Source organism: Neobacillus sp. S1115 (genome assembly GCF_055385565.1).
The window spans coordinates 3,173,295-3,192,946 of record NZ_AP038275.1; the positions used below are offsets into that span (position 1 = coordinate 3,173,295).

General features: G+C 43.0%; 11 protein-coding genes, 19 tRNA genes, 3 rRNA genes and 1 riboswitch. Of the genes, 4 read left to right on the forward strand and 29 right to left on the reverse strand.

Annotated features, from left to right (window positions below):
* Positions 1–146 precede the first annotated feature (146 nt).
* From ACZ5B7_RS15345 to ACZ5B7_RS15455, 23 genes are all read right to left on the reverse strand, one after another.
* The gene (locus ACZ5B7_RS15345) at positions 147–1,133 is read right to left on the reverse strand and encodes a tyrosine-type recombinase/integrase (protein ID WP_464489973.1); all 987 of its coding nucleotides are present in this window, start codon (positions 1,131–1,133) and stop codon (positions 147–149) included.
* A 188-nt stretch (positions 1,134–1,321) separates the two neighbouring features.
* Positions 1,322–1,403, reverse strand: a tRNA-Leu gene (locus tag ACZ5B7_RS15350).
* A gap of 6 nt (positions 1,404–1,409) precedes the next feature.
* Positions 1,410–1,483, reverse strand: a tRNA-Cys gene (locus ACZ5B7_RS15355).
* Positions 1,484–1,490: 7 nt separating this feature from the next.
* Positions 1,491–1,565: transfer RNA gene (locus ACZ5B7_RS15360), tRNA-Gly, on the reverse strand.
* Between the two features lie 4 nt (positions 1,566–1,569).
* Positions 1,570–1,644, reverse strand: a tRNA-Gln gene (locus ACZ5B7_RS15365).
* Between the two features lie 4 nt (positions 1,645–1,648).
* Positions 1,649–1,722 (reverse strand) — tRNA-Gly (locus ACZ5B7_RS15370).
* Between the two features lie 6 nt (positions 1,723–1,728).
* A tRNA-His gene (locus ACZ5B7_RS15375) sits at positions 1,729–1,804 on the reverse strand.
* Between the two features lie 22 nt (positions 1,805–1,826).
* Positions 1,827–1,899, reverse strand: a tRNA-Phe gene (locus ACZ5B7_RS15380).
* Positions 1,900–1,906: 7 nt separating this feature from the next.
* Positions 1,907–1,983 (reverse strand) — tRNA-Asp (locus tag ACZ5B7_RS15385).
* Between the two features lie 3 nt (positions 1,984–1,986).
* Positions 1,987–2,060, reverse strand: a tRNA-Met gene (locus tag ACZ5B7_RS15390).
* 259 nt (positions 2,061–2,319) lie between these two features.
* Positions 2,320–2,412: transfer RNA gene (locus ACZ5B7_RS15395), tRNA-Ser, on the reverse strand.
* A gap of 12 nt (positions 2,413–2,424) precedes the next feature.
* Positions 2,425–2,501 (reverse strand) — tRNA-Met (locus tag ACZ5B7_RS15400).
* A gap of 22 nt (positions 2,502–2,523) precedes the next feature.
* A tRNA-Ala gene (locus ACZ5B7_RS15405) sits at positions 2,524–2,599 on the reverse strand.
* Positions 2,600–2,615: 16 nt separating this feature from the next.
* A tRNA-Pro gene (locus tag ACZ5B7_RS15410) sits at positions 2,616–2,692 on the reverse strand.
* A gap of 15 nt (positions 2,693–2,707) precedes the next feature.
* Positions 2,708–2,784: transfer RNA gene (locus ACZ5B7_RS15415), tRNA-Arg, on the reverse strand.
* A gap of 56 nt (positions 2,785–2,840) precedes the next feature.
* Positions 2,841–2,925: transfer RNA gene (locus ACZ5B7_RS15420), tRNA-Leu, on the reverse strand.
* A gap of 21 nt (positions 2,926–2,946) precedes the next feature.
* Positions 2,947–3,022, reverse strand: a tRNA-Thr gene (locus tag ACZ5B7_RS15425).
* A 5-nt stretch (positions 3,023–3,027) separates the two neighbouring features.
* Positions 3,028–3,103 (reverse strand) — tRNA-Val (locus ACZ5B7_RS15430).
* Positions 3,104–3,110: 7 nt separating this feature from the next.
* A tRNA-Glu gene (locus ACZ5B7_RS15435) sits at positions 3,111–3,185 on the reverse strand.
* Positions 3,186–3,205: 20 nt separating this feature from the next.
* Positions 3,206–3,296, reverse strand: a tRNA-Ser gene (locus ACZ5B7_RS15440).
* A 121-nt stretch (positions 3,297–3,417) separates the two neighbouring features.
* A 5S ribosomal RNA gene (gene rrf, locus ACZ5B7_RS15445) occupies positions 3,418–3,534 on the reverse strand.
* Positions 3,535–3,771: 237 nt separating this feature from the next.
* Positions 3,772–6,710 (reverse strand): 23S ribosomal RNA (locus tag ACZ5B7_RS15450).
* Between the two features lie 206 nt (positions 6,711–6,916).
* Positions 6,917–8,466: ribosomal RNA gene (locus ACZ5B7_RS15455) — 16S ribosomal RNA — on the reverse strand.
* Together the 16S, 23S and 5S rRNA genes with 19 tRNA genes alongside form the textbook arrangement of a ribosomal RNA operon.
* Before the next feature lie 541 nt (positions 8,467–9,007).
* On the opposite strand from ACZ5B7_RS15455, the gene ACZ5B7_RS15460 reads away from it, so the two are divergent.
* Together ACZ5B7_RS15460 and ACZ5B7_RS15465 are read left to right on the forward strand one after the other, a co-directional pair.
* Entirely contained in the window at positions 9,008–9,292 is a 285-nt protein-coding gene (locus ACZ5B7_RS15460) for a DUF3219 family protein (RefSeq protein WP_464489974.1), read from the forward strand.
* Between the two features lie 18 nt (positions 9,293–9,310).
* Positions 9,311–10,306 (forward strand): LLM class flavin-dependent oxidoreductase, encoded by a 996-nt coding sequence (locus tag ACZ5B7_RS15465; protein ID WP_464489975.1) that lies wholly within the window; start codon positions 9,311–9,313, stop codon positions 10,304–10,306.
* Between the two features lie 164 nt (positions 10,307–10,470).
* On the opposite strand, the gene ACZ5B7_RS15470 is transcribed toward ACZ5B7_RS15465, so the two are convergent.
* From ACZ5B7_RS15470 to ACZ5B7_RS15490, 5 genes are all read right to left on the reverse strand, one after another.
* Entirely contained in the window at positions 10,471–11,832 is a 1,362-nt protein-coding gene (locus ACZ5B7_RS15470) for an IS1182 family transposase (protein ID WP_464489976.1), read from the reverse strand.
* A gap of 127 nt (positions 11,833–11,959) precedes the next feature.
* Entirely contained in the window at positions 11,960–12,154 is a 195-nt protein-coding gene (locus ACZ5B7_RS15475) for an SE1832 family protein (RefSeq protein WP_213146023.1), read from the reverse strand.
* A gap of 135 nt (positions 12,155–12,289) precedes the next feature.
* A complete protein-coding gene (locus ACZ5B7_RS15480; RefSeq protein WP_423797966.1) occupies positions 12,290–13,249 on the reverse strand; it encodes an aldolase catalytic domain-containing protein in 960 nt (319 codons plus the stop codon).
* A gap of 154 nt (positions 13,250–13,403) precedes the next feature.
* Positions 13,404–13,607: a hypothetical protein gene (locus ACZ5B7_RS15485; RefSeq protein ID WP_423797967.1), complete on the reverse strand. Its 204-nt coding sequence runs from the start codon at positions 13,605–13,607 to the stop codon at positions 13,404–13,406.
* Between the two features lie 221 nt (positions 13,608–13,828).
* On the reverse strand, positions 13,829–14,446 hold the full coding sequence (locus ACZ5B7_RS15490) for a peroxiredoxin (protein WP_378581897.1): 618 nt from the start codon (positions 14,444–14,446) through the stop codon (positions 13,829–13,831).
* A 212-nt stretch (positions 14,447–14,658) separates the two neighbouring features.
* Positions 14,659–14,757: riboswitch (SAM riboswitch) on the forward strand.
* A gap of 80 nt (positions 14,758–14,837) precedes the next feature.
* On the opposite strand from ACZ5B7_RS15490, the gene ACZ5B7_RS15495 reads away from it, so the two are divergent.
* Positions 14,838–15,965, forward strand: coding sequence for a 5-methyltetrahydropteroyltriglutamate--homocysteine S-methyltransferase (locus ACZ5B7_RS15495; protein ID WP_464489977.1), 1,128 nt, complete (start codon positions 14,838–14,840; stop codon positions 15,963–15,965).
* Positions 15,966–16,809: 844 nt separating this feature from the next.
* Positions 16,810–18,072, forward strand: a complete 1,263-nt coding sequence (locus ACZ5B7_RS15500) for a multidrug effflux MFS transporter (RefSeq protein WP_464489978.1) — start codon at positions 16,810–16,812, stop codon at positions 18,070–18,072.
* 284 nt (positions 18,073–18,356) lie between these two features.
* Here ACZ5B7_RS15500 and ACZ5B7_RS15505 read toward each other — a convergent pair whose 3' ends face one another.
* Positions 18,357–19,301, reverse strand: a complete 945-nt coding sequence (locus tag ACZ5B7_RS15505; RefSeq protein ID WP_464489979.1) for a phosphotriesterase family protein — start codon at positions 19,299–19,301, stop codon at positions 18,357–18,359.
* Positions 19,302–19,652 lie beyond the last annotated feature (351 nt).

Below are 19,652 nucleotides of genomic sequence, written 5' to 3' on the forward strand. Positions count from 1 at the left end.
TACCTTTAATTAATTTAACTAAACTTAAATTCAATAGTAGTTTGTTTTAATAATTTTTAATCAAATACATCAATAATTCATATTAATTAGGTACAAAATGAAAAAAAAAAACTGCTAGGGTTATTCCCAAACAGTTTCTTTAGCATTTATTTTGTTTTAAGTACCTTTAAAGGTGAAAATTCTTTATGTCGATCCCGAACATCATTACCGAAAAGATTTACATATGTCTTTACTATTTCCATACTTGAATGACCTAGAATTGCTTGTAATTCGAAGATATTGGCACCCTGCTGGACACTCAACTTAGCGAAAGTATGTCTAAACGTATGACAACTGCAGCGAACGTCCTTTAGTTTTGCCATGCTTCCATAAGTGGTAATCCTTTGCTGAACTCCCCTTCTAGTAAATCTTGTACCGTCTACAGTGACAAATAAAGCGTCACTTTCCACATAACCACGAATAGCAATATATTTCTTTAGCTGGTCTTTCATAACCTTCTGAATAGGCACTAAACGTTCCCTATAACTCTTAGCGTTGCGGATACATAAAAGGTTATCTTCCCAACGTATATCAGCTAACGACACGCCTACTAACTCATTTACACGAATTCCAGTTTCAAGCATTAACATCATAATGGTATAGTCACGAACACCAGTAAAGGTTTTTAAATCAGGCTGCTTGAATAATGTATTTAGCTGTTCTTTTGAAAAGGTCGCTATGATAGTTTTCCTATCCTTTAGTAACTTGATATTCTCCATTGGGTTTTTTGGAATATGTTTAGACTTGTAAAGAAAGTTATAAAACGCCCGTAATGCCCTTAAACGAGTATTTATAGTTACTACCTTAAGCCCCTTTTGATTCCGCATAAAGAGAATGACATTTTCCTTTATATGTTCCTCAGTAAGTTTATACGGCTTTAAAACAGTAACATCAATTTCCTGTTCCGTTAATGTATTAAGAAATGCCTGAAATTCATTTAAATAATATTTAATAGTGAATGGTCGGAGGTTTCTTAATTCGCAATCCTTAACAAAAAATTCAATAGCTTCCTTAAACGATTCAACATAGGATTTACTCTTTTTCTCAATAATTGCCAGTTCACTTTCATCTAAAACATTTTTCCTTCTTGCCATGATTAAACAATCCTTTCCCTATCTATGCACACGACTGTATGCACACGATTTTAATATATTTTGTCGTGTGAAAAATAAAGAAAAAAACAATGAAAAAACGCCCCTACAATAACTGTAGAGACGTTTAATTAACGCTGATATTACTTAATTCTTCTGTAATTGACGATAAGAAAAAGTAATAAACAAGATACCGGTGGTCGGGGTCGAACCGACACTCCTTACGGAACACGATTTTGAGTCGTGCGCGTCTGCCAATTCCGCCACACCGGCATAATATGGAGGCGGCAACCGGATTCGAACCGGTGGTAAAGGTGTTGCAGACCTGTGCCTTACCACTTGGCTATGCCGCCATATTTTTGGAGCGGAAGACGGGATTCGAACCCGCGACCCCCACCTTGGCAAGGTGGTGTTCTACCACTGAACTACTTCCGCATATTGGCTGGGCTAGCAGGATTTGAACCTACGAATGACGGAGTCAAAGTCCGTTGCCTTACCGCTTGGCTATAGCCCAATAATGGAGCGGGTGATGGGAATCGAACCCACAACAACAGCTTGGAAGGCTGTGGTTTTACCACTAAACTACACCCGCAATAGATGGGGCGGCTGATGGGAATCGAACCCACGAATGTCGGAACCACAATCCGATGCGTTAACCACTTCGCCACAACCGCCGTGATGTTTTTAAAATAAAGGTGGCTCAGGACGGAATCGAACCGCCGACACAAGGATTTTCAGTCCTTTGCTCTACCGACTGAGCTACTGAGCCACTTTAGTGGCGGTCTGGACGGGACTCGAACCCGCGACCTCCTGCGTGACAGGCAGGCATTCTAACCAACTGAACTACCAGACCGAATTGCGGGGACAGGATTTGAACCTGTGACCTTCGGGTTATGAGCCCGACGAGCTACCGGACTGCTCCACCCCGCGATAATAAAAAAGTATTAAGTTTACGCCATGCTAAAAGCTAACGTAGGACTGTATCAATCTCAGAAAGCTTACTCAAGCAGCAGCTCGATTGATACAACTCGCAGACTATTCACAGAAGCAACGCTCGTTGCTCCACCCCGCGATAATAAGAAATATTTAGAAACGATATACATAAAGCTTACGTCTGACTGTATCAATCTTCAAAAGTATATTCAAAAAAGAGTTCAATTGATACACTCTAAAATAAATAACAGTCTTATGGCGGAGGAAGAGGGATTCGAACCCCCGCGCGGTTTAACCCACCTGTCGGTTTTCAAGACCGATCCCTTCAGCCGGACTTGGGTATTCCTCCGTAAAACATATTTGGTAGCGGCGGAGGGGATCGAACCCCCGACCTTACGGGTATGAACCGTACGCTCTAGCCAGCTGAGCTACACCGCCAACATTCATTTATAATATTCAATGGTGGAGCCTAGCGGGATCGAACCGCTGACCTCCTGCGTGCAAAGCAGGCGCTCTCCCAGCTGAGCTAAGGCCCCATAAGTTTTTAAAGAATGGTCGGGAAGACAGGATTCGAACCTGCGACCCCTTGGTCCCAAACCAAGTGCTCTACCAAGCTGAGCTACTTCCCGAATTATAAAATTTGATGGCGCGCCCGACAGGAGTCGAACCCATAACCTTCTGATCCGTAGTCAGACGCTCTATCCAATTGAGCTACGGGCGCATTATTTGTTAATTTGAAAAATTGGAGCCTACCACTGAACTACTTCCGCAAATAAATGGTGCGGGTGAAGGGAGTCGAACCCCCACGCCCGAAGGCGCCAGATCCTAAGTCTGGTGCGTCTGCCAATTCCGCCACACCCGCAAAAGTAGTAATTATTTGAAGTGGTGCCGGCTAAAGGACTTGAACCCTCAACCTACTGATTACAAGTCAGTTGCTCTACCAATTGAGCTAAGCCGGCATATATGGTGGAGGATGACGGGATCGAACCGCCGACCCTCTGCTTGTAAGGCAGATGCTCTCCCAGCTGAGCTAATCCTCCATTTATGTGGTGACCCCTACGGGATTCGAACCCGTGTTACCGCCGTGAAAGGGCGGTGTCTTAACCGCTTGACCAAGGGGCCATTTAGAAAAATTTTTATTATGGCGGAGAGCAAGGGATTTGAACCCTTGATACGCGGTTAACGTATACACGATTTCCAATCGTGCTCCTTCGGCCACTCGGACAGCTCTCCATAATATGAAAGAAGCGACAGTGAATATCTTCGCACATCTCTACTTTTATAACAATGACTAATTTCTTCCAAATTCATTATAGGGGAAGAAAAAAGACGAGAAAGTAAAATTTCTGTCTTAGCCCGGCAGCGTCCTACTCTCACAGGGGCTTTCGCCCCAACTACCATCGGCGCTGAGAAGCTTAACTTCCGTGTTCGGGATGGGAACGGGTGTGACCTTCTCGCCATTGCTACCGGACCTATTGAATCAGAGGTTTCATTCCCTCAAAACTAGATAACTCAGAAGAAGTTTTATAAGAACGAGTTGCCATTTTACATTGATGATTGTCTAGCTCCAGCGTCCAGCAACTAATGTCCTTCGGTCTTTTCCCTACGATAAGTCAACATCGATTCGCTTCGCTCATCGTGTTTCCTTTATCTCAGTCAAAGCCCTCCAGGCCATACGTTGCTAACCGGCCGCTTCCGCTTTTCGATTTTGGTTAAGTCCTCGATCGATTAGTATCAGTCAGCTCCACACGTCACCGCGCTTCCACCTCTGACCTATCAACCTGATCATCTTTCAGGGATCTTACTAGCTTGACGCTATGGGAAATCTCATCTCGAGGGGGGCTTCATGCTTAGATGCTTTCAGCACTTATCCCGTCCGCACATAGCTACCCAGCGATGCCTTTGGCAAGACAACTGGTACACCAGCGGTGCGTCCATCCCGGTCCTCTCGTACTAAGGACAGCTCCTCTCAAATTTCCTGCGCCCACGACGGATAGGGACCGAACTGTCTCACGACGTTCTGAACCCAGCTCGCGTACCGCTTTAATGGGCGAACAGCCCAACCCTTGGGACCGACTACAGCCCCAGGATGCGATGAGCCGACATCGAGGTGCCAAACCTCCCCGTCGATGTGGACTCTTGGGGGAGATAAGCCTGTTATCCCCAGGGTAGCTTTTATCCGTTGAGCGATGGCCCTTCCATGCGGAACCACCGGATCACTAAGCCCGACTTTCGTCCCTGCTCGACTTGTAGGTCTCGCAGTCAAGCTCCCTTGTGCCTTTACACTCTGCGAATGATTTCCAACCATTCTGAGGGAACCTTTGGGCGCCTCCGTTACACTTTAGGAGGCGACCGCCCCAGTCAAACTGCCCACCTGACACTGTCTCCCACCCCGATCAGGGGTGCGGGTTAGAATTTCAATACAGCCAGGGTAGTATCCCACCGACGCCTCCACCGAAGCTGGCGCTCCGGTTTCTCAGGCTCCTACCTATCCTGTACAAGCTGTACCAAAATTCAATATCAGGCTACAGTAAAGCTCCATGGGGTCTTTCCGTCCTGTCGCGGGTAACCTGCATCTTCACAGGTACTATAATTTCACCGAGTCTCTCGTTGAGACAGTGCCCAGATCGTTACGCCTTTCGTGCGGGTCGGAACTTACCCGACAAGGAATTTCGCTACCTTAGGACCGTTATAGTTACGGCCGCCGTTTACTGGGGCTTCGATTCAGAGCTTCGCTTAGCAGCTAACCCCTCCTCTTAACCTTCCAGCACCGGGCAGGCGTCAGCCCCTATACTTCGCCTTGCGGCTTTGCAGAGACCTGTGTTTTTGCTAAACAGTCGCCTGGGCCTATTCACTGCGGCTCTTCGGGGCTATTCACCCCAAAAAGCACCCCTTCTCCCGAAGTTACGGGGTCATTTTGCCGAGTTCCTTAACGAGAGTTCTCTCGCTCACCTTAGGATTCTCTCCTCGCCTACCTGTGTCGGTTTGCGGTACGGGCACCTTTTATCTCGCTAGAGGCTTTTCTTGGCAGTGTGGAATCAGGAACTTCGGTACTATAATTCCCTCGGCATCACAGCTCGAGCCTGTTCGGTGAACGGATTTTCCTATTCACCAGCCTAACTGCTTGCACGCACATATCCAGCAGTGCGCTTACCCTATCCTCCTGCGTCCCCCCATCACTCAAACGATAAAGAGGTGGTACAGGAATATCAACCTGTTGTCCATCGCCTACGCCTTTCGGCCTCGGCTTAGGTCCCGACTAACCCTGAGCGGACGAGCCTTCCTCAGGAAACCTTAGGCATACGGTGGATGAGATTCTCACTCATCTTTCGCTACTCATACCGGCATTCTCACTTCTAAGCGCTCCACCAGTCCTTACGGTCTAGCTTCAACGCCCTTAGAACGCTCTCCTACCGCGGACACCATAAGGTGTCCACCCACAGCTTCGGTGATACGTTTAGCCCCGGTACATTTTCGGCGCAGAGTCACTCGACCAGTGAGCTATTACGCACTCTTTAAATGGTGGCTGCTTCTAAGCCAACATCCTGGTTGTCTAAGCAACTCCACATCCTTTTCCACTTAACGTATACTTTGGGACCTTAGCTGGTGGTCTGGGCTGTTTCCCTTTTGACTACGGATCTTATCACTCGCAGTCTGACTCCCACGGATAAGTCATTGGCATTCGGAGTTTGTCTGAATTCGGTAACCCGATGAGGGCCCCTAGTCCAAACAGTGCTCTACCTCCAAGACTCTAACTACGTGAGGCTAGCCCTAAAGCTATTTCGGAGAGAACCAGCTATCTCCAAGTTCGATTGGAATTTCTCCGCTACCCACACCTCATCCCCGCACTTTTCAACGTGCGTGGGTTCGGGCCTCCATCCAGTGTTACCTGGACTTCACCCTGGACATGGGTAGATCACCTGGTTTCGGGTCTACGACTACATACTAATTCGCCCTATTCAGACTCGCTTTCGCTGCGGCTCCGTCTCTTCAACTTAACCTCGCATGCAATCGTAACTCGCCGGTTCATTCTACAAAAGGCACGCCATCACCCATGAACGGGCTCTGACTACTTGTAGGCACACGGTTTCAGGATCTCTTTCACTCCCCTTCCGGGGTGCTTTTCACCTTTCCCTCACGGTACTGGTTCACTATCGGTCACTAGGGAGTATTTAGCCTTGGGAGATGGTCCTCCCTGCTTCCGACCGGATTTCACGTGTCCGGCCGTACTCAGGATCCACTCAGGAGGGAACGAAGTTTCAACTACAGGGCTTTTACCTTCTATGGCCGGCCTTTCCAGACCGCTTCATCTACCCCGTTCCTTTGTAACTCCATGTTGAGTGTCCTACAACCCCGAAAGGCAAGCCTTTCGGTTTGGGCTGTTCCCGTTTCGCTCGCCGCTACTCAGGGAATCGCGTTTGCTTTCTCTTCCTCCGGGTACTTAGATGTTTCAGTTCCCCGGGTCTGCCTTCAATACCCTATGTATTCAGGTAAAGATACTGTTCCATTACGAACAGTGGGTTTCCCCATTCGGAAATCTCCGGATCTGCGCTTACTTACAGCTCCCCGAAGCATATCGGTGTTAGTCCCGTCCTTCATCGGCTCCTAGTGCCAAGGCATTCACCGTGCGCCCTTTCTAACTTAACCTAAAAGGTTTTACTTACTCTTAAAAATAAGAGAGAAAAACTAAAATGGCGATTACTCGGTTCTTACTTGGTTACTTCTTCTTTTACGATTATCTAGTTTTCAAGGAACAAAAAGTTTTGAGAGATAATTCCCTCAAAACTAAACAAACAAGAAACAATCAAACAAACATGTATTGTCTGGCTCATATGTCCAGCTTATATCCTTAGAAAGGAGGTGATCCAGCCGCACCTTCCGATACGGCTACCTTGTTACGACTTCACCCCAATCATCTGTCCCACCTTAGGCGGCTGGCTCCTTGCGGTTACCCCACCGACTTCGGGTGTTACAAACTCTCGTGGTGTGACGGGCGGTGTGTACAAGGCCCGGGAACGTATTCACCGCGGCATGCTGATCCGCGATTACTAGCGATTCCGGCTTCATGCAGGCGAGTTGCAGCCTGCAATCCGAACTGAGAATGGTTTTATGGGATTGGCTCCACCTCGCGGCTTCGCTGCCCTTTGTACCATCCATTGTAGCACGTGTGTAGCCCAGGTCATAAGGGGCATGATGATTTGACGTCATCCCCACCTTCCTCCGGTTTGTCACCGGCAGTCACCTTAGAGTGCCCAACTAAATGCTGGCAACTAAGATCAAGGGTTGCGCTCGTTGCGGGACTTAACCCAACATCTCACGACACGAGCTGACGACAACCATGCACCACCTGTCACTCTGTCCCCCGAAGGGGAAATTCCTATCTCTAGGAGTGTCAGAGGATGTCAAGACCTGGTAAGGTTCTTCGCGTTGCTTCGAATTAAACCACATGCTCCACCGCTTGTGCGGGCCCCCGTCAATTCCTTTGAGTTTCAGCCTTGCGGCCGTACTCCCCAGGCGGAGTGCTTAATGCGTTAGCTGCAGCACTAAAGGGCGGAAACCCTCTAACACTTAGCACTCATCGTTTACGGCGTGGACTACCAGGGTATCTAATCCTGTTTGCTCCCCACGCTTTCGCGCCTCAGCGTCAGTTACAGACCAGAAAGCCGCCTTCGCCACTGGTGTTCCTCCACATCTCTACGCATTTCACCGCTACACGTGGAATTCCGCTTTCCTCTTCTGCACTCAAGTCCCCCAGTTTCCAATGACCCTCCACGGTTGAGCCGTGGGCTTTCACATCAGACTTAAAGGACCGCCTGCGCGCGCTTTACGCCCAATAATTCCGGACAACGCTTGCCACCTACGTATTACCGCGGCTGCTGGCACGTAGTTAGCCGTGGCTTTCTGGTCAGGTACCGTCAAGGTACCGGCAGTTACTCCGATACTTGTTCTTCCCTGACAACAGAGCTTTACGACCCGAAGGCCTTCATCGCTCACGCGGTGTTGCTCCATCAGACTTTCGTCCATTGTGGAAGATTCCCTACTGCTGCCTCCCGTAGGAGTCTGGGCCGTGTCTCAGTCCCAGTGTGGCCGATCACCCTCTCAGGTCGGCTACGCATCGTCGCCTTGGTGAGCCGTTACCTCACCAACTAGCTAATGCGCCGCGGGCCCATCTGTAAGTGTCAGCCGAAACCGACTTTCAACCTTCCCTCATGTGAGGGAAGAAATTATCCGGTATTAGCTCCGGTTTCCCGAAGTTATCCCAGTCTTACAGGCAGGTTGCCCACGTGTTACTCACCCGTCCGCCGCTAACCAGCGGGACTTGCGCCCCAGTGATTCGCTCGACTTGCATGTATTAGGCACGCCGCCAGCGTTCGTCCTGAGCCAGGATCAAACTCTCCAATAAAGTTGAGTTGATTAGCTCAAAAATGTTACGTTGGCTCATGTTCTTCATTTATATAGAAGAAACACGATCATTATTGTTTGTTGACGTTTTTGTTTGTTTAGTTTTCAAAGAACTATCTTTGTCACTTGTTTAAGCGACAAGGATTAAATTATATCGCATTTCTCCTAATCTATCAACCATCATTTTCTTCCAATTTACGAAGTTAATGATTTGTTTCAAAAGCGACATTTATTATTTTAACACATACATTTTAACATCGCAAGAAAAAGTTTTTAATTTCTTGAAACTATCTAAAAATGTATCATGTTTTCTGTCACTCGTGTAAGTGACGGATTTATAATATATCGCGATTTTCATTTATCTACAACCTGAAATTTTTACCAAATAATGAACGATGTATGTGCTAAGAAATTTAGAAATGAAATGGGCTTATGTTATATAAGAAGACTATTGTTATTTTTAAACTGACAGTCCAATTCATTTGCTCCCCTATTGGCCCAGTGCTATTATTTTTTCATAATAACAAAAAGGTGTGGTGTCATTGGTTAATGAAATCATCTTAAATAATACTTCCATTCGTGTAGACAAATATAAACAAGAGCTTGAGAACGGTTTACATAAAATTGTTATTGAATTTAAAGTGACGAGTGAGGAATATCACGACACTGCAGTGTTGCTGTATGAAGGATCCTTTGATGTAAAAGTTCCTGAAACTGGTTTAGCGTTTAAAGGTACCATTCAACAATATTCCACTTCTGTCACGAACTTATATGAAAAAGGGCAAGTAGGAATTTTTACATTGACTTTGCTCGAAGTGAAGAATTAAGAAAGAAGGCATGGTGCAGTGAAATTAAGCATATTAGATTTATCTCCCATCTCCTCCACCCAAACAGCAAAAGAGGCATTGGATGAATCGTTGAAGCTAGCCCAAGCGGGAGATGAGTTAGGTTACACACGGTATTGGATTTCCGAACATCATGATTTGCCAGGTCTGGCCTGCTCGGCACCTGAAGTGATGATCAGTTATATTGGCGCCAACACCAAACGGATTCGCCTCGGTTCTGGGGCTGTATTATTACCGCATTATAAACCATATAAAGTGGCCGAGGTTTATAATATGCTGGCTACCCTATATCCAAATCGGATTGATATCGGCATTGGGCGTGCACCTGGCGGGTCAGCGGAAGCAACGAATGCTTTATCCGATAATTTTTTACAACAGGTTTGGAAAATGCCTGACTTAGTAAAAGAACTGCTTCACTTTTTAAAAAATGATTTTCCTAAAGATCACGAGTTTTCAAAAGTAAAGGCCTCTCCCCTGCCGGAAATACCGCCGATGCCGTGGATTCTTGGTACAAGTAAAAAAAGTGCCCAGCTTGCTGCTGAACATGGCTTGGCATATGCATTCGGCCAGTTCATGAGCGACAAAGACGGAGCAGACATCATCCAACAATATCTTGATGCCTTTCAAGCTAACAAACACGGGCAATCCCCTCAGGTATTGTTAACTGTTTCAGTGGTTTGTGCGGATACGGCCGAAAAAGCTGAAGAAATCGCATTAAGTAATCTAATCTGGGCATTACAGAAGGAAAAAGGCGAAGGCCAATTTGTGCCCTCTATCCAGGAAGCCAAGCAATACAAACTCAATGAAAAAGAACTAGAAAAATTAGCAGCGATGAAAAAGAGAATGATCATTGGCAATCCACTGGAGGTAAAAAAGAAACTTGAGCAGTTACAAGCTTCATATAATGCGGATGAAATTATGATTTTAACGATTACATATTCTCCGAAGGATCGCATTGAATCCTATAAACTCATCGCTGAAAAAGTGGTTTTATAACTATTTAATACGCATCTATTAAAACTTTGATACAAGCAAAGAGACCATCATTTCGATGGTCTCTTTGCTTGTAGACAAAAGGCATTCGAATGATCCCATTCGGATGCCTTTTTGTCGGATTTTTGCTCGTAAGAGCAAAATTTATGCCTATTCTATGCCTATTATTACGCCATTTCTGGACCTTTCCATGTCCAGTTGGCCATCTTTTTTAAATTCATGGCAGCAAAAGTAAGCATCGCCTGCATGGACAATTTTTTTAGGCCCCTTAAGGTTGTCCAACGCATACCATGCTTCTCTTTTGCATCCGCAAAGACACGCTCAATCGTTTCTTTCCGTCTTGCATAAATGATTTTATTTTCTTGTGTGTGACGAAGATGATCGGCTTCTTCTAAATAGTTCTCCCACACATAACGCTGAATTAGCTTTTTATGTTCCTTACTCTGCGTGCACTGTGAAAGTAATGGGCAATTTTTACACTCAATCGGATTAGAGAAGTATTGACGGTAACCTTCCTTCGTCGTGGTTGCATATTTTAATACTTGTCCTTGCGGACAGATATAACAATCGTAGTATTCATCATATACATATTCATGCTTTCTTAAATAACCCTCCTTCGTACGTGGGCGAGTATAAGGTAAAGCTGGGATCATATCATTTTCAAATAAGTATTGAGCAATAGCAGGTGTTTTATATCCGGCGTCAGCAGCAACAGCTTCAGGTTTTCCATGCTTTTCAATTACCTTTTCAAGGAGTGGTTCAAAAATGACACTATCATGGATATTACCTGGAGTTACAATTGCACCTAAAACAAAACCATTTTGATCAGAAGTAGCGTGGAATGAGTAAGCAAACTGTTTTGTTCGCTCATCTTTCACGTAATAACCACTTTCCGGATCAGTAGTACTTTCCTTGATTTCTTTATTTTCCTCTTTATCAAATTTATCTGGAGGAAATGGCTTTTTTCCATGATCTTCGCGGTCTTTATTAATCTCGTCTTGTAGACGTGCTTCATAAGCTTTTGATTCTTTCCGAACTACTTTTTTCTCAAATTTATGCTTATTAGCGCTTGCCTTAACATGTGTAGAATCAATAAATACGTGCTCGCTACTAATCAATTTCTTGTCTGAGGCTTCCTTCAAAATACGATAAAAAATCTGTTCAAATAAATCTGTATCTTTAAAGCGGCGCTCGTAGTTTTTACCAAACGTCGAGAAGTGAGGTACCTTATCATAAAAACCAAAGCCCAGAAACCAGCGATATGCCATATTCGTTTCGATTTCAGTTATTGTTTGACGCATTGAGCGAATACCGAAGGTATATTGGATGAAAGCCATCTTAATCAATACAACAGGATCAATACTCGGACGTCCTCGTTCAGATGAATACATATCTTGAACAAGTGAATAGATAAAAGAAAAGTCGATAGCAGCTTCCATCTTACGAACCAGATGGTTCACAGGTACAAGTTGTTCTAAAGCTATCATTTCTATTTGGTCACGATTCATCTGTGTATTTTTAGTTAGCATTTCATTCACCCCTTAAAAATCTCAATACCTTAATTATACAAAAAAGACTGCCGGCAAACCCGAAGTTTTTCGAATTTGTCGACAGTCTGAGAGACCATCATTTCGATGGTCTCTTGAACTTAAGTTACTATTTTTGTGTTTGCCCCGCTATTTTTCGTAATAATTGATTAAGAGAATTCAATTCCTCTTCAATTTCAGATAGTCGTTTTTCCAACGGGGCTATGTTTCCTTTTACATACTCTAATTTTTCAAGATTATGTTGCAGTTGTAAGTATTCGTCTTTCAACTCTAAAATTTTATACTCAATCTGTTTTTTATCCATTATTGGTTTCACTCTCCATAAGTCTTAAATCTTCTTTCTATGATTACAAATCCGATGTGTTTTCGCTACTATTCTGCCCATTTGCTTTCATCCCCAAAAAAAGAACCGCCCGCAGGCGGCTGTACATGTAATAAACTACCTTGAAGTTGTAGCTAAAGTTGCTTCAGGTGTTGTTACCTTGTCATAGAAGTCAACGAATTGGTCACGCTCGTCACTATTTCGATAAGCCATTGCCACCCGTGGATGCTCATTAAGGACACCAGAGATCATATAAGGAATGATATAGCCCCATTCCCACTTTTCTCTCATTTCTAACATATGCTTTTCGATTACACCAAGTAACGGTTTAAGTTCATAGCTTGGTTTTTTTATGTAGCTGACAAGAAGCTCTGTATTGCAGTTCCCTGCCGCCCGTCCCATGCCGTAAACAGATGAATCTAGGAAGGTAACTCCATTTTGATGTGCTGTCAAGGTATTAGCAAATGCTAACTGCAAATTGTTATGCGTATGAATACCAAGCTGCTTGTTAGGAAGCATCGCTTGAAACTTTTTCACTTGATGTGCAATATCAGCCGGATCTAAGCTTCCAAAAGAGTCAACGATATACACAACATCGACTGGACTTTCTTTGACCATTTCCATGGCTTCAATAAGCTTCTGTTCAGGCACACTAGATAAAGCCATAATATTGAGAGATGTCTCATATCCTAAATCATGGAACATTTGGACAAGCTCCAGGCCCTTGTCCACTTCACGGATATAGCAGGCTACCCGAATCATATCCAACACACTTTGCTCGCGAGGCAGGATATCGTTGGGATCGACACGGCCAATATCTACTAATGCAGATAGCTTCGTGAATTTTTTCTCAGGAATGATTTCTTTCAGAAAATGATCATCTAAAAATCTCCATGGATTAGGCTCAGTTGCGTTCAGCAGCTTAGCGGAGTTTTTATAGCCAATCTCCATATATTCAACGCCAGCCGCACTTAGTCCATTATACAAGTCCTGGACAAATTCGATACTGAAATCCCAATTGTTTACTAAACCTCCATCACGGATCGTACAATCTAAAATTTTGCTGCGATGTTCCATAATTTTAAATTCCCCCTGTGGTTATGCTCATTCGTCATAATTTGAATATATATACCATGAATCATTTAAAGGTGTCAAACTTACATGTCAGCCGTTCTAAAAATATATGATAAAATTGTTAAAGTATTTCTATATTAATACTACTATCATTTTATCACTTGGCTCCAATACTTTGACGTCGCATTTGTCTATTTCTTTGTAATTCACTTTGTTTCCAAATGTATTTTTGCATATATAACCTAAGCACGTCATTCATTGACTTTCCATTTTTTTCAACAGCATCTCTAAAACTTTGGATTATGTTTTCTGGTATTTCAAAATTTACTTCTACATTTTTATTTCTGTGTTCCTGGCACATTTTATACCTCCTGACAGACCAATCTATCCATTTTTCCTGGGTAGTCACAAAGGGATGAATATTTAGAATATTTGTATAGAAACTATCATATCAGGTGAAAACGCGTACATTTTTATTAACTTTTCGACAAATTACGACATAATTAAGGAATCAATGATGTATGTAGAGGATCTTAAAAGCCTAAATGAGGCATGAGAACCGTCCCCATGCCTCCCCATGCATCAAATTCTTCCGATATACTTTGGGTCTCTAATGATTCCTGGGTTACCGGGAACCCAGTTAGCTGGGACTCCTTCTCCGGTGCTTCTTCCGTATTGTACCCCTTGTATGATCCTTAGTATTTCGTAAACATTTCGGCCAACTTCTAATGGGTATACCAATTTGGATACAATTATTCCATCTGGATCGATAATGACGGTTGCTCTTAAGGCTGCCCCAACTTTTTCATTTAGGACTCTGTATGCTTTACTGATTTGGTGTGTTCGGTCACTAAGAAGTGGAAATGATACCTGAGAGGCATTGGGAGATACCTCAGCGAATACTTTATGGGCATATACACTGTCCGTGCTGATAGCAAGGACATTTGTATTAAGTGTCTTTAGTTGATCCTTAATAGCAGCGACCGCTGCCAATTCTGTCGGTCAAACAAAGGTAAAATCACTTGCATAAAAAAATAAAATAACCCAGCTTCCACGATAGCTTTCTAGACGAAGCTTTTTTATTTTCTTTTCTGCATGATCATAAGCTTCTGCTTCAAATAGGGGCGCCATATCCGTTGTCTGTGCACAAAATGGCTGCAAAGACCCATCAAAATGACCCTCTCGCCTGTTAAATTCCATTTTTTCACCTCAGATCATCACCTGAATCTTAATTCCTTGCTGCAGTTCATTTTTTGATACCGTTACCACAAATAATATATGTTTAGGTATTTGTCCCATTGAGCCTATTTTGGATAGCTTTTCCATTTAACCACAACAATAGTGTTGTAGATTTTTGTTGACAGAAAATCAGAACAGGTGTATCTTTACTGTTAATTAAATATTTTCGAATATTCTTATCAAGAGAGGTGGAGGGACTGGCCCTTTGAAGCCTCGGCAGCAGACACGTTCGTACTGTGCCAATTCCAGAAGCGAGTGCTTGAAGATAAGAAGAGATTTAGTAATAGCTATTACCCTCTTCTTATTTTTGAGAAGAGGGTTTTTTATTACACCGAGAAAGAAGGAATAATTAATGACAGCAACACTAGTAAAAACTCCATTCAAAGCTGACCATGTCGGCAGCTTTCTTCGAACAGAACCGGTTAAAGAAGCTAGAAAGGCTTTTGCTAATGGGGAAATTGATGCAGATGCCCTGAAGGCGGTTGAGGATCAAGAAATTGAGAAATTGGTTCAAAACCAAATTGGAGCAGGCTTAAAATCCATTACAGATGGTGAGTTTAGACGTTCATGGTGGCATCTGGATTTCTTGGCTGGTTTGGAAGGTGTAGCATTTTTTGAAAATGAATATATCAGTAACTTCAAAGGCGCCCAAACAAGAAACAACGCCATTAAAGTAGTGGGCAAAGTGGACTTTAATGATCATTATATGCTAGAGCATTTCAAGTTTTTAAAGCAGGCAGTTGAAAAATATGGAGATGGCAGCCAAGTGGCGAAGTTCTCCATTCCAAGCCCGAATATGTTATTTACGAGAATTCAAGGCGATGAGTATTACAATGGCAACAGCGAACAACTTTATAAAGATACCGTAGCGGCTTATCAAAAAGCCATCCAGGCTTTCTATGATGCTGGCTGCCGTTACTTGCAATTAGACGACACATCTTGGATTGATTTTGTTTCAGAAGAGCGAATCAATGCAGTGGTTGAAAAAGTTGGCTTGGATGTACATGAAATCATCAAAACAAGAGTAAGTGCAATCAATGAAACCATTGCCGATAAGCCGGAAGATTTGACCATTACCATGCATATTTGCCGCGGCAACTTCAGATCCACCTACATCACAAGCGGCGGGTACGATCAAATTTCCGATGCCATTTTCGCTGAGCTAAATGTGGACGGGCTATTCCTAGAGTATGATGATCAGCGTTCTGGTGACTTCGAACCTTTAAAAGGCTTCAAGCGTCCTAACCTAACCGTTGTACTAGGATTATTCACTTCTAAATTCCCAGAACTCGAGGATCCAGAATCTATTAAGGCAAGAATTAAAGAAGCAAGTCAATTTATTCCATTAGAAAACCTGGCAGTAAGCCCTCAATGCGGCTTTGCCAGCACAGAAGAAGGAAATATTTTAACGGAAGAAGAGCAGTGGAATAAGATTAAACATGTAGTGGCTATAGCTAAGGATGTTTGGGGAACCATTTAAACCCACTAGGAAAGGCCGCCTTCCATTTGTATGATGGAAGGCGGCCTTTTTTTCGATTGGCTGTTTTTGTAAACAATGTGTCTCTAAGATTCCATCTGAATTTGGAAATTTACCCAAACACCTCGGTGCCTATTGGTTGCCCTTGCGAACATATCTTTTTCGGTTTCGGTCACCCATACCCTTTATTGGTTACCGTACCATCATATTTTTTTCGGTTTCGGTCACCCATACCCTTTATTGGTTACCGTACCAACGTATTTTTTTCGGTTTCGGTCACCCATACCCTTTATTGGTTACCGTACCAACGTATTTTTTTCAGTTTCGGTCACCCATACCCTTTATTGGTACCGTACCAACGTATTTTTTTCGGTTTCGGTCACCCATCTCCTTTATTGGTTACCGTACCAACGTATTTTTTTCAGTTTCGGTCACCCATACCCTTTATTGGTTACCGTACCAACGTATTTTTTTCGGTTTCGGTCACCCATCTCCTTTATTGGTTACCGTACCAACGTATTTTTTTTCAGTTTCGGTCACCCATACCCTTTATTGGTTACCGTACTAACAAATTTTTTTTCGGTTTTAGTCACCCATACTATTTTTTAGTCGCCTAATTATATTATTTCCAGAACAGGCGATCATACAAACAATAAGCTATTTTTTCCTTCTTGAAGCAGTTTTTAAAATAAAATGCAACAATCTTCTCGGAATGAACTCTCGATATTTCTGTTTTTTAAATTTATATCTATGTTCCTACTTTAAAGATTTCCCAAATATTGAATAATCTGTTAACATAGAATGATAAAATCTGAGGTAACTAGATTGGATTTACATAACTGGAGGAATGACTTACTATATGGGGGATTTCATACAAAAGGCAGAGGATCATCAAGCAGTGCTTTCTCGTTCTAAACGAGTATGGATGGCGATTGTTCTCGGTTCACTTGCAGCATTTGGACCTTTATCCATTGATATGTATTTACCGGCCCTGCCAAATATCGCAAAAGATTTCCATACAAACGCATCATCTGTTCAACTCAGCCTGTCGCTTTTCGTGATCGGTTTAGCATCTGGGCAGCTGCTCACTGGACCTATCAGTGATGTAACCGGTCGCCGAAAACCACTTTTAGTCGGCTTAATGATTTACTTTATCGTGTCCCTTTTATGCGTACTTAGCCCTTCCATTTGGGGATTAATTATATTGCGGCTCATTCAGGGCTTTGCTGGATCAGCAGGAATTGTCATTTCAAGGGCGATTGTCAGAGATTTATATTCAGGAACTGAATTAACCAAGTTTTTTGCACTTCTTGCATTGGTGAACGGGCTGGCCCCAATCCTCGCTCCGATTATTGGTGCGCAGCTGCTTAAGGCATTTCCATGGCAAGGTGTCTTTATTGTTTTAAGTATCATTGGAATCGTAATGTTTTTTGTCATTCTTTTTGGTTTGCCTGAAACGCTGCCTAAAGAAAAGCGTTCGGCTGGGGGCATGAAGAATACATTTAGACCTTTTTTAAAACTAATCATGGATCGAAGCTTTATGGGATATGCTTTAGCGCAGGGCTTAGTCTTTGCAGGCATGTTCGCGTACATTTCAGGTTCTCCCTTTGTCGTACAGGATATTTACGGTGCCTCCCCGCAAATGTTTAGCATGATCTTTGCGATCAACGCGATCGGGATTATGATCATGAGTCAAACAACAGGCAGGTTGGCAGGGAGAATCCCTGAAGCTAAACTGTTCCAATTCGGATTGGGAATGTCCGCAACAGGCGGAATCATTTTACTGCTTCTTTTATTTTTACAGGCAAAGCTAATTTTGGTTTTGATTCCATTGTTTTTCGTTGTATCCAGTGTAGGAATGGTAAATACAGCAGGATTCTCCTTAGCTATGCAAACACAAGGAAAAAATGCGGGAAGTGCTTCTGCCTTGCTGGGTGTTACTTCCTTTACCTTTGGTGGATTTGTCGCTCCCCTCGTTGGTATAGGCGGCGGGCAGACGGCCATTCCGATGGGCGTAGTGATTTTATGTGCCGGTTGTGGAGCGGTGTTATTGTATTGGATTCTAGTAAAGAGAAACCGAAAAGAGTTGGAAAATAAGATTCGCAATTAAAAATTGTAAAATCGCGAATAAGAGAGTTGATTTCGCAAATAAAACTTGTAAAATCGCAAATAAAACTTGTAAAATCGCAAATAAAAGCGCTGGATTCACAAAAGTTCGTAAAATCACAAATAAAAGGGTTAGTTTCGCTAATAAATGTGCTGAATTCCCAAATAGAACTTGGAAATTCCTCTAAAAAGAGGTATTTTCATACTTTCCGACGGCCTTTCTATTGAATTTCGCCTCATATTTTTAAAAAAGAACACCTTCCATTTTGTATGGAAGGTGTTCTTTTTCTATTTTCCTTCAAACCAGCGGCGGGCATTATCGACCATCATTAGGTTAATTTGTTCTTCCGTTACTCCACTCGCTTTTAATTCTGGGATAATTTCTTCAAGCACAAAAGTCATCGTCCATTTCGGGAGCACATGTTCAATTAGTCCTTCAGGATACCAATCCATCGAGCAGCAGTGATCTTGTGATAAAAACATGCGGTCTGCATAGCCTTGCTTCGCCAGTTCGATAACGGTTGTGTTTCTATTTTCAGTTGTACACTCAGCGGTTAAGCCATAACGGTCCATGCCGATGAATACTCCATGGTCGAGTACCTTCAATATGTACTCCATGTTATCGGTATCTCCGGTATGCCCGATCAGAATCCGCTTTGGATCCACTCCCTCTTCAAGAAGGATATCAATTTGGTTTAAGCCGGTGCCTGTTCCTGGATGAGAATGTGTCATAATCGGTACACCTGTCCGCTTTTGAGCACGGGCAACGGCGCGGATAACCTTCTCAACATCAGGGGTGACCCCTTGTGCGTCCGTGGCACATTTTAAGAACCCTGCTTTAATGGATGTGTTCTGAATTCCGACTTCAATATCGCGGACAAACAAATCTGCCATATAGTCGATGTCGCGGTTTTGGAAATGTGGTGGGATATAGTGATAGGAGTAGATTCCTGTTGCGGCGATAATTTGAACACCCGTTTCGCGGGAGACTCTCTCAATAAAGCGGATATCACGGCCAAGTTCCATGACGGTTGGATCACAGATGGTTTTCACACCGAGTGCTTTTGCTTTGTTCACTTGTACCACTGCTCTAGCGAAGTCTTTCTCCTCATCATACAAATGGGGAAATTGCACGAATACAGACTCAGAGCAAATACGCATGTGCTCATGGATTAACGTTAAACCCAGTTCAGAAGATTCAACTTGTCCTGTAACAGAATTAATAATTGTCATTATTACTCCCCTTTCACCTTCGGTCCATTGAAATTTTTTTAAAAAAATAATCCATAACCTAAGGCTGTAGCACAAAGAATGTTAACGCTTTCAAATTTATGCATAAAAAAATGCATCTGGTACTAATCTCTTTTGGTAACTTTTAAAAGATTATGAATTATCTGATAGATATATTACCAAGCTTCTTCCTGTAAAGTCAATTATGTTTTTGTAAAAAATTCCAGAATCGTTACTAATCTTGAATTCTTGTAGCTTATTATTTTTCTGTGAAAAAAATTAACCCAATTACTAGAATATTCTGTTATTAATGTATTATTATTATAGTTGTAACCGATTTCAACGGAAGTTTTA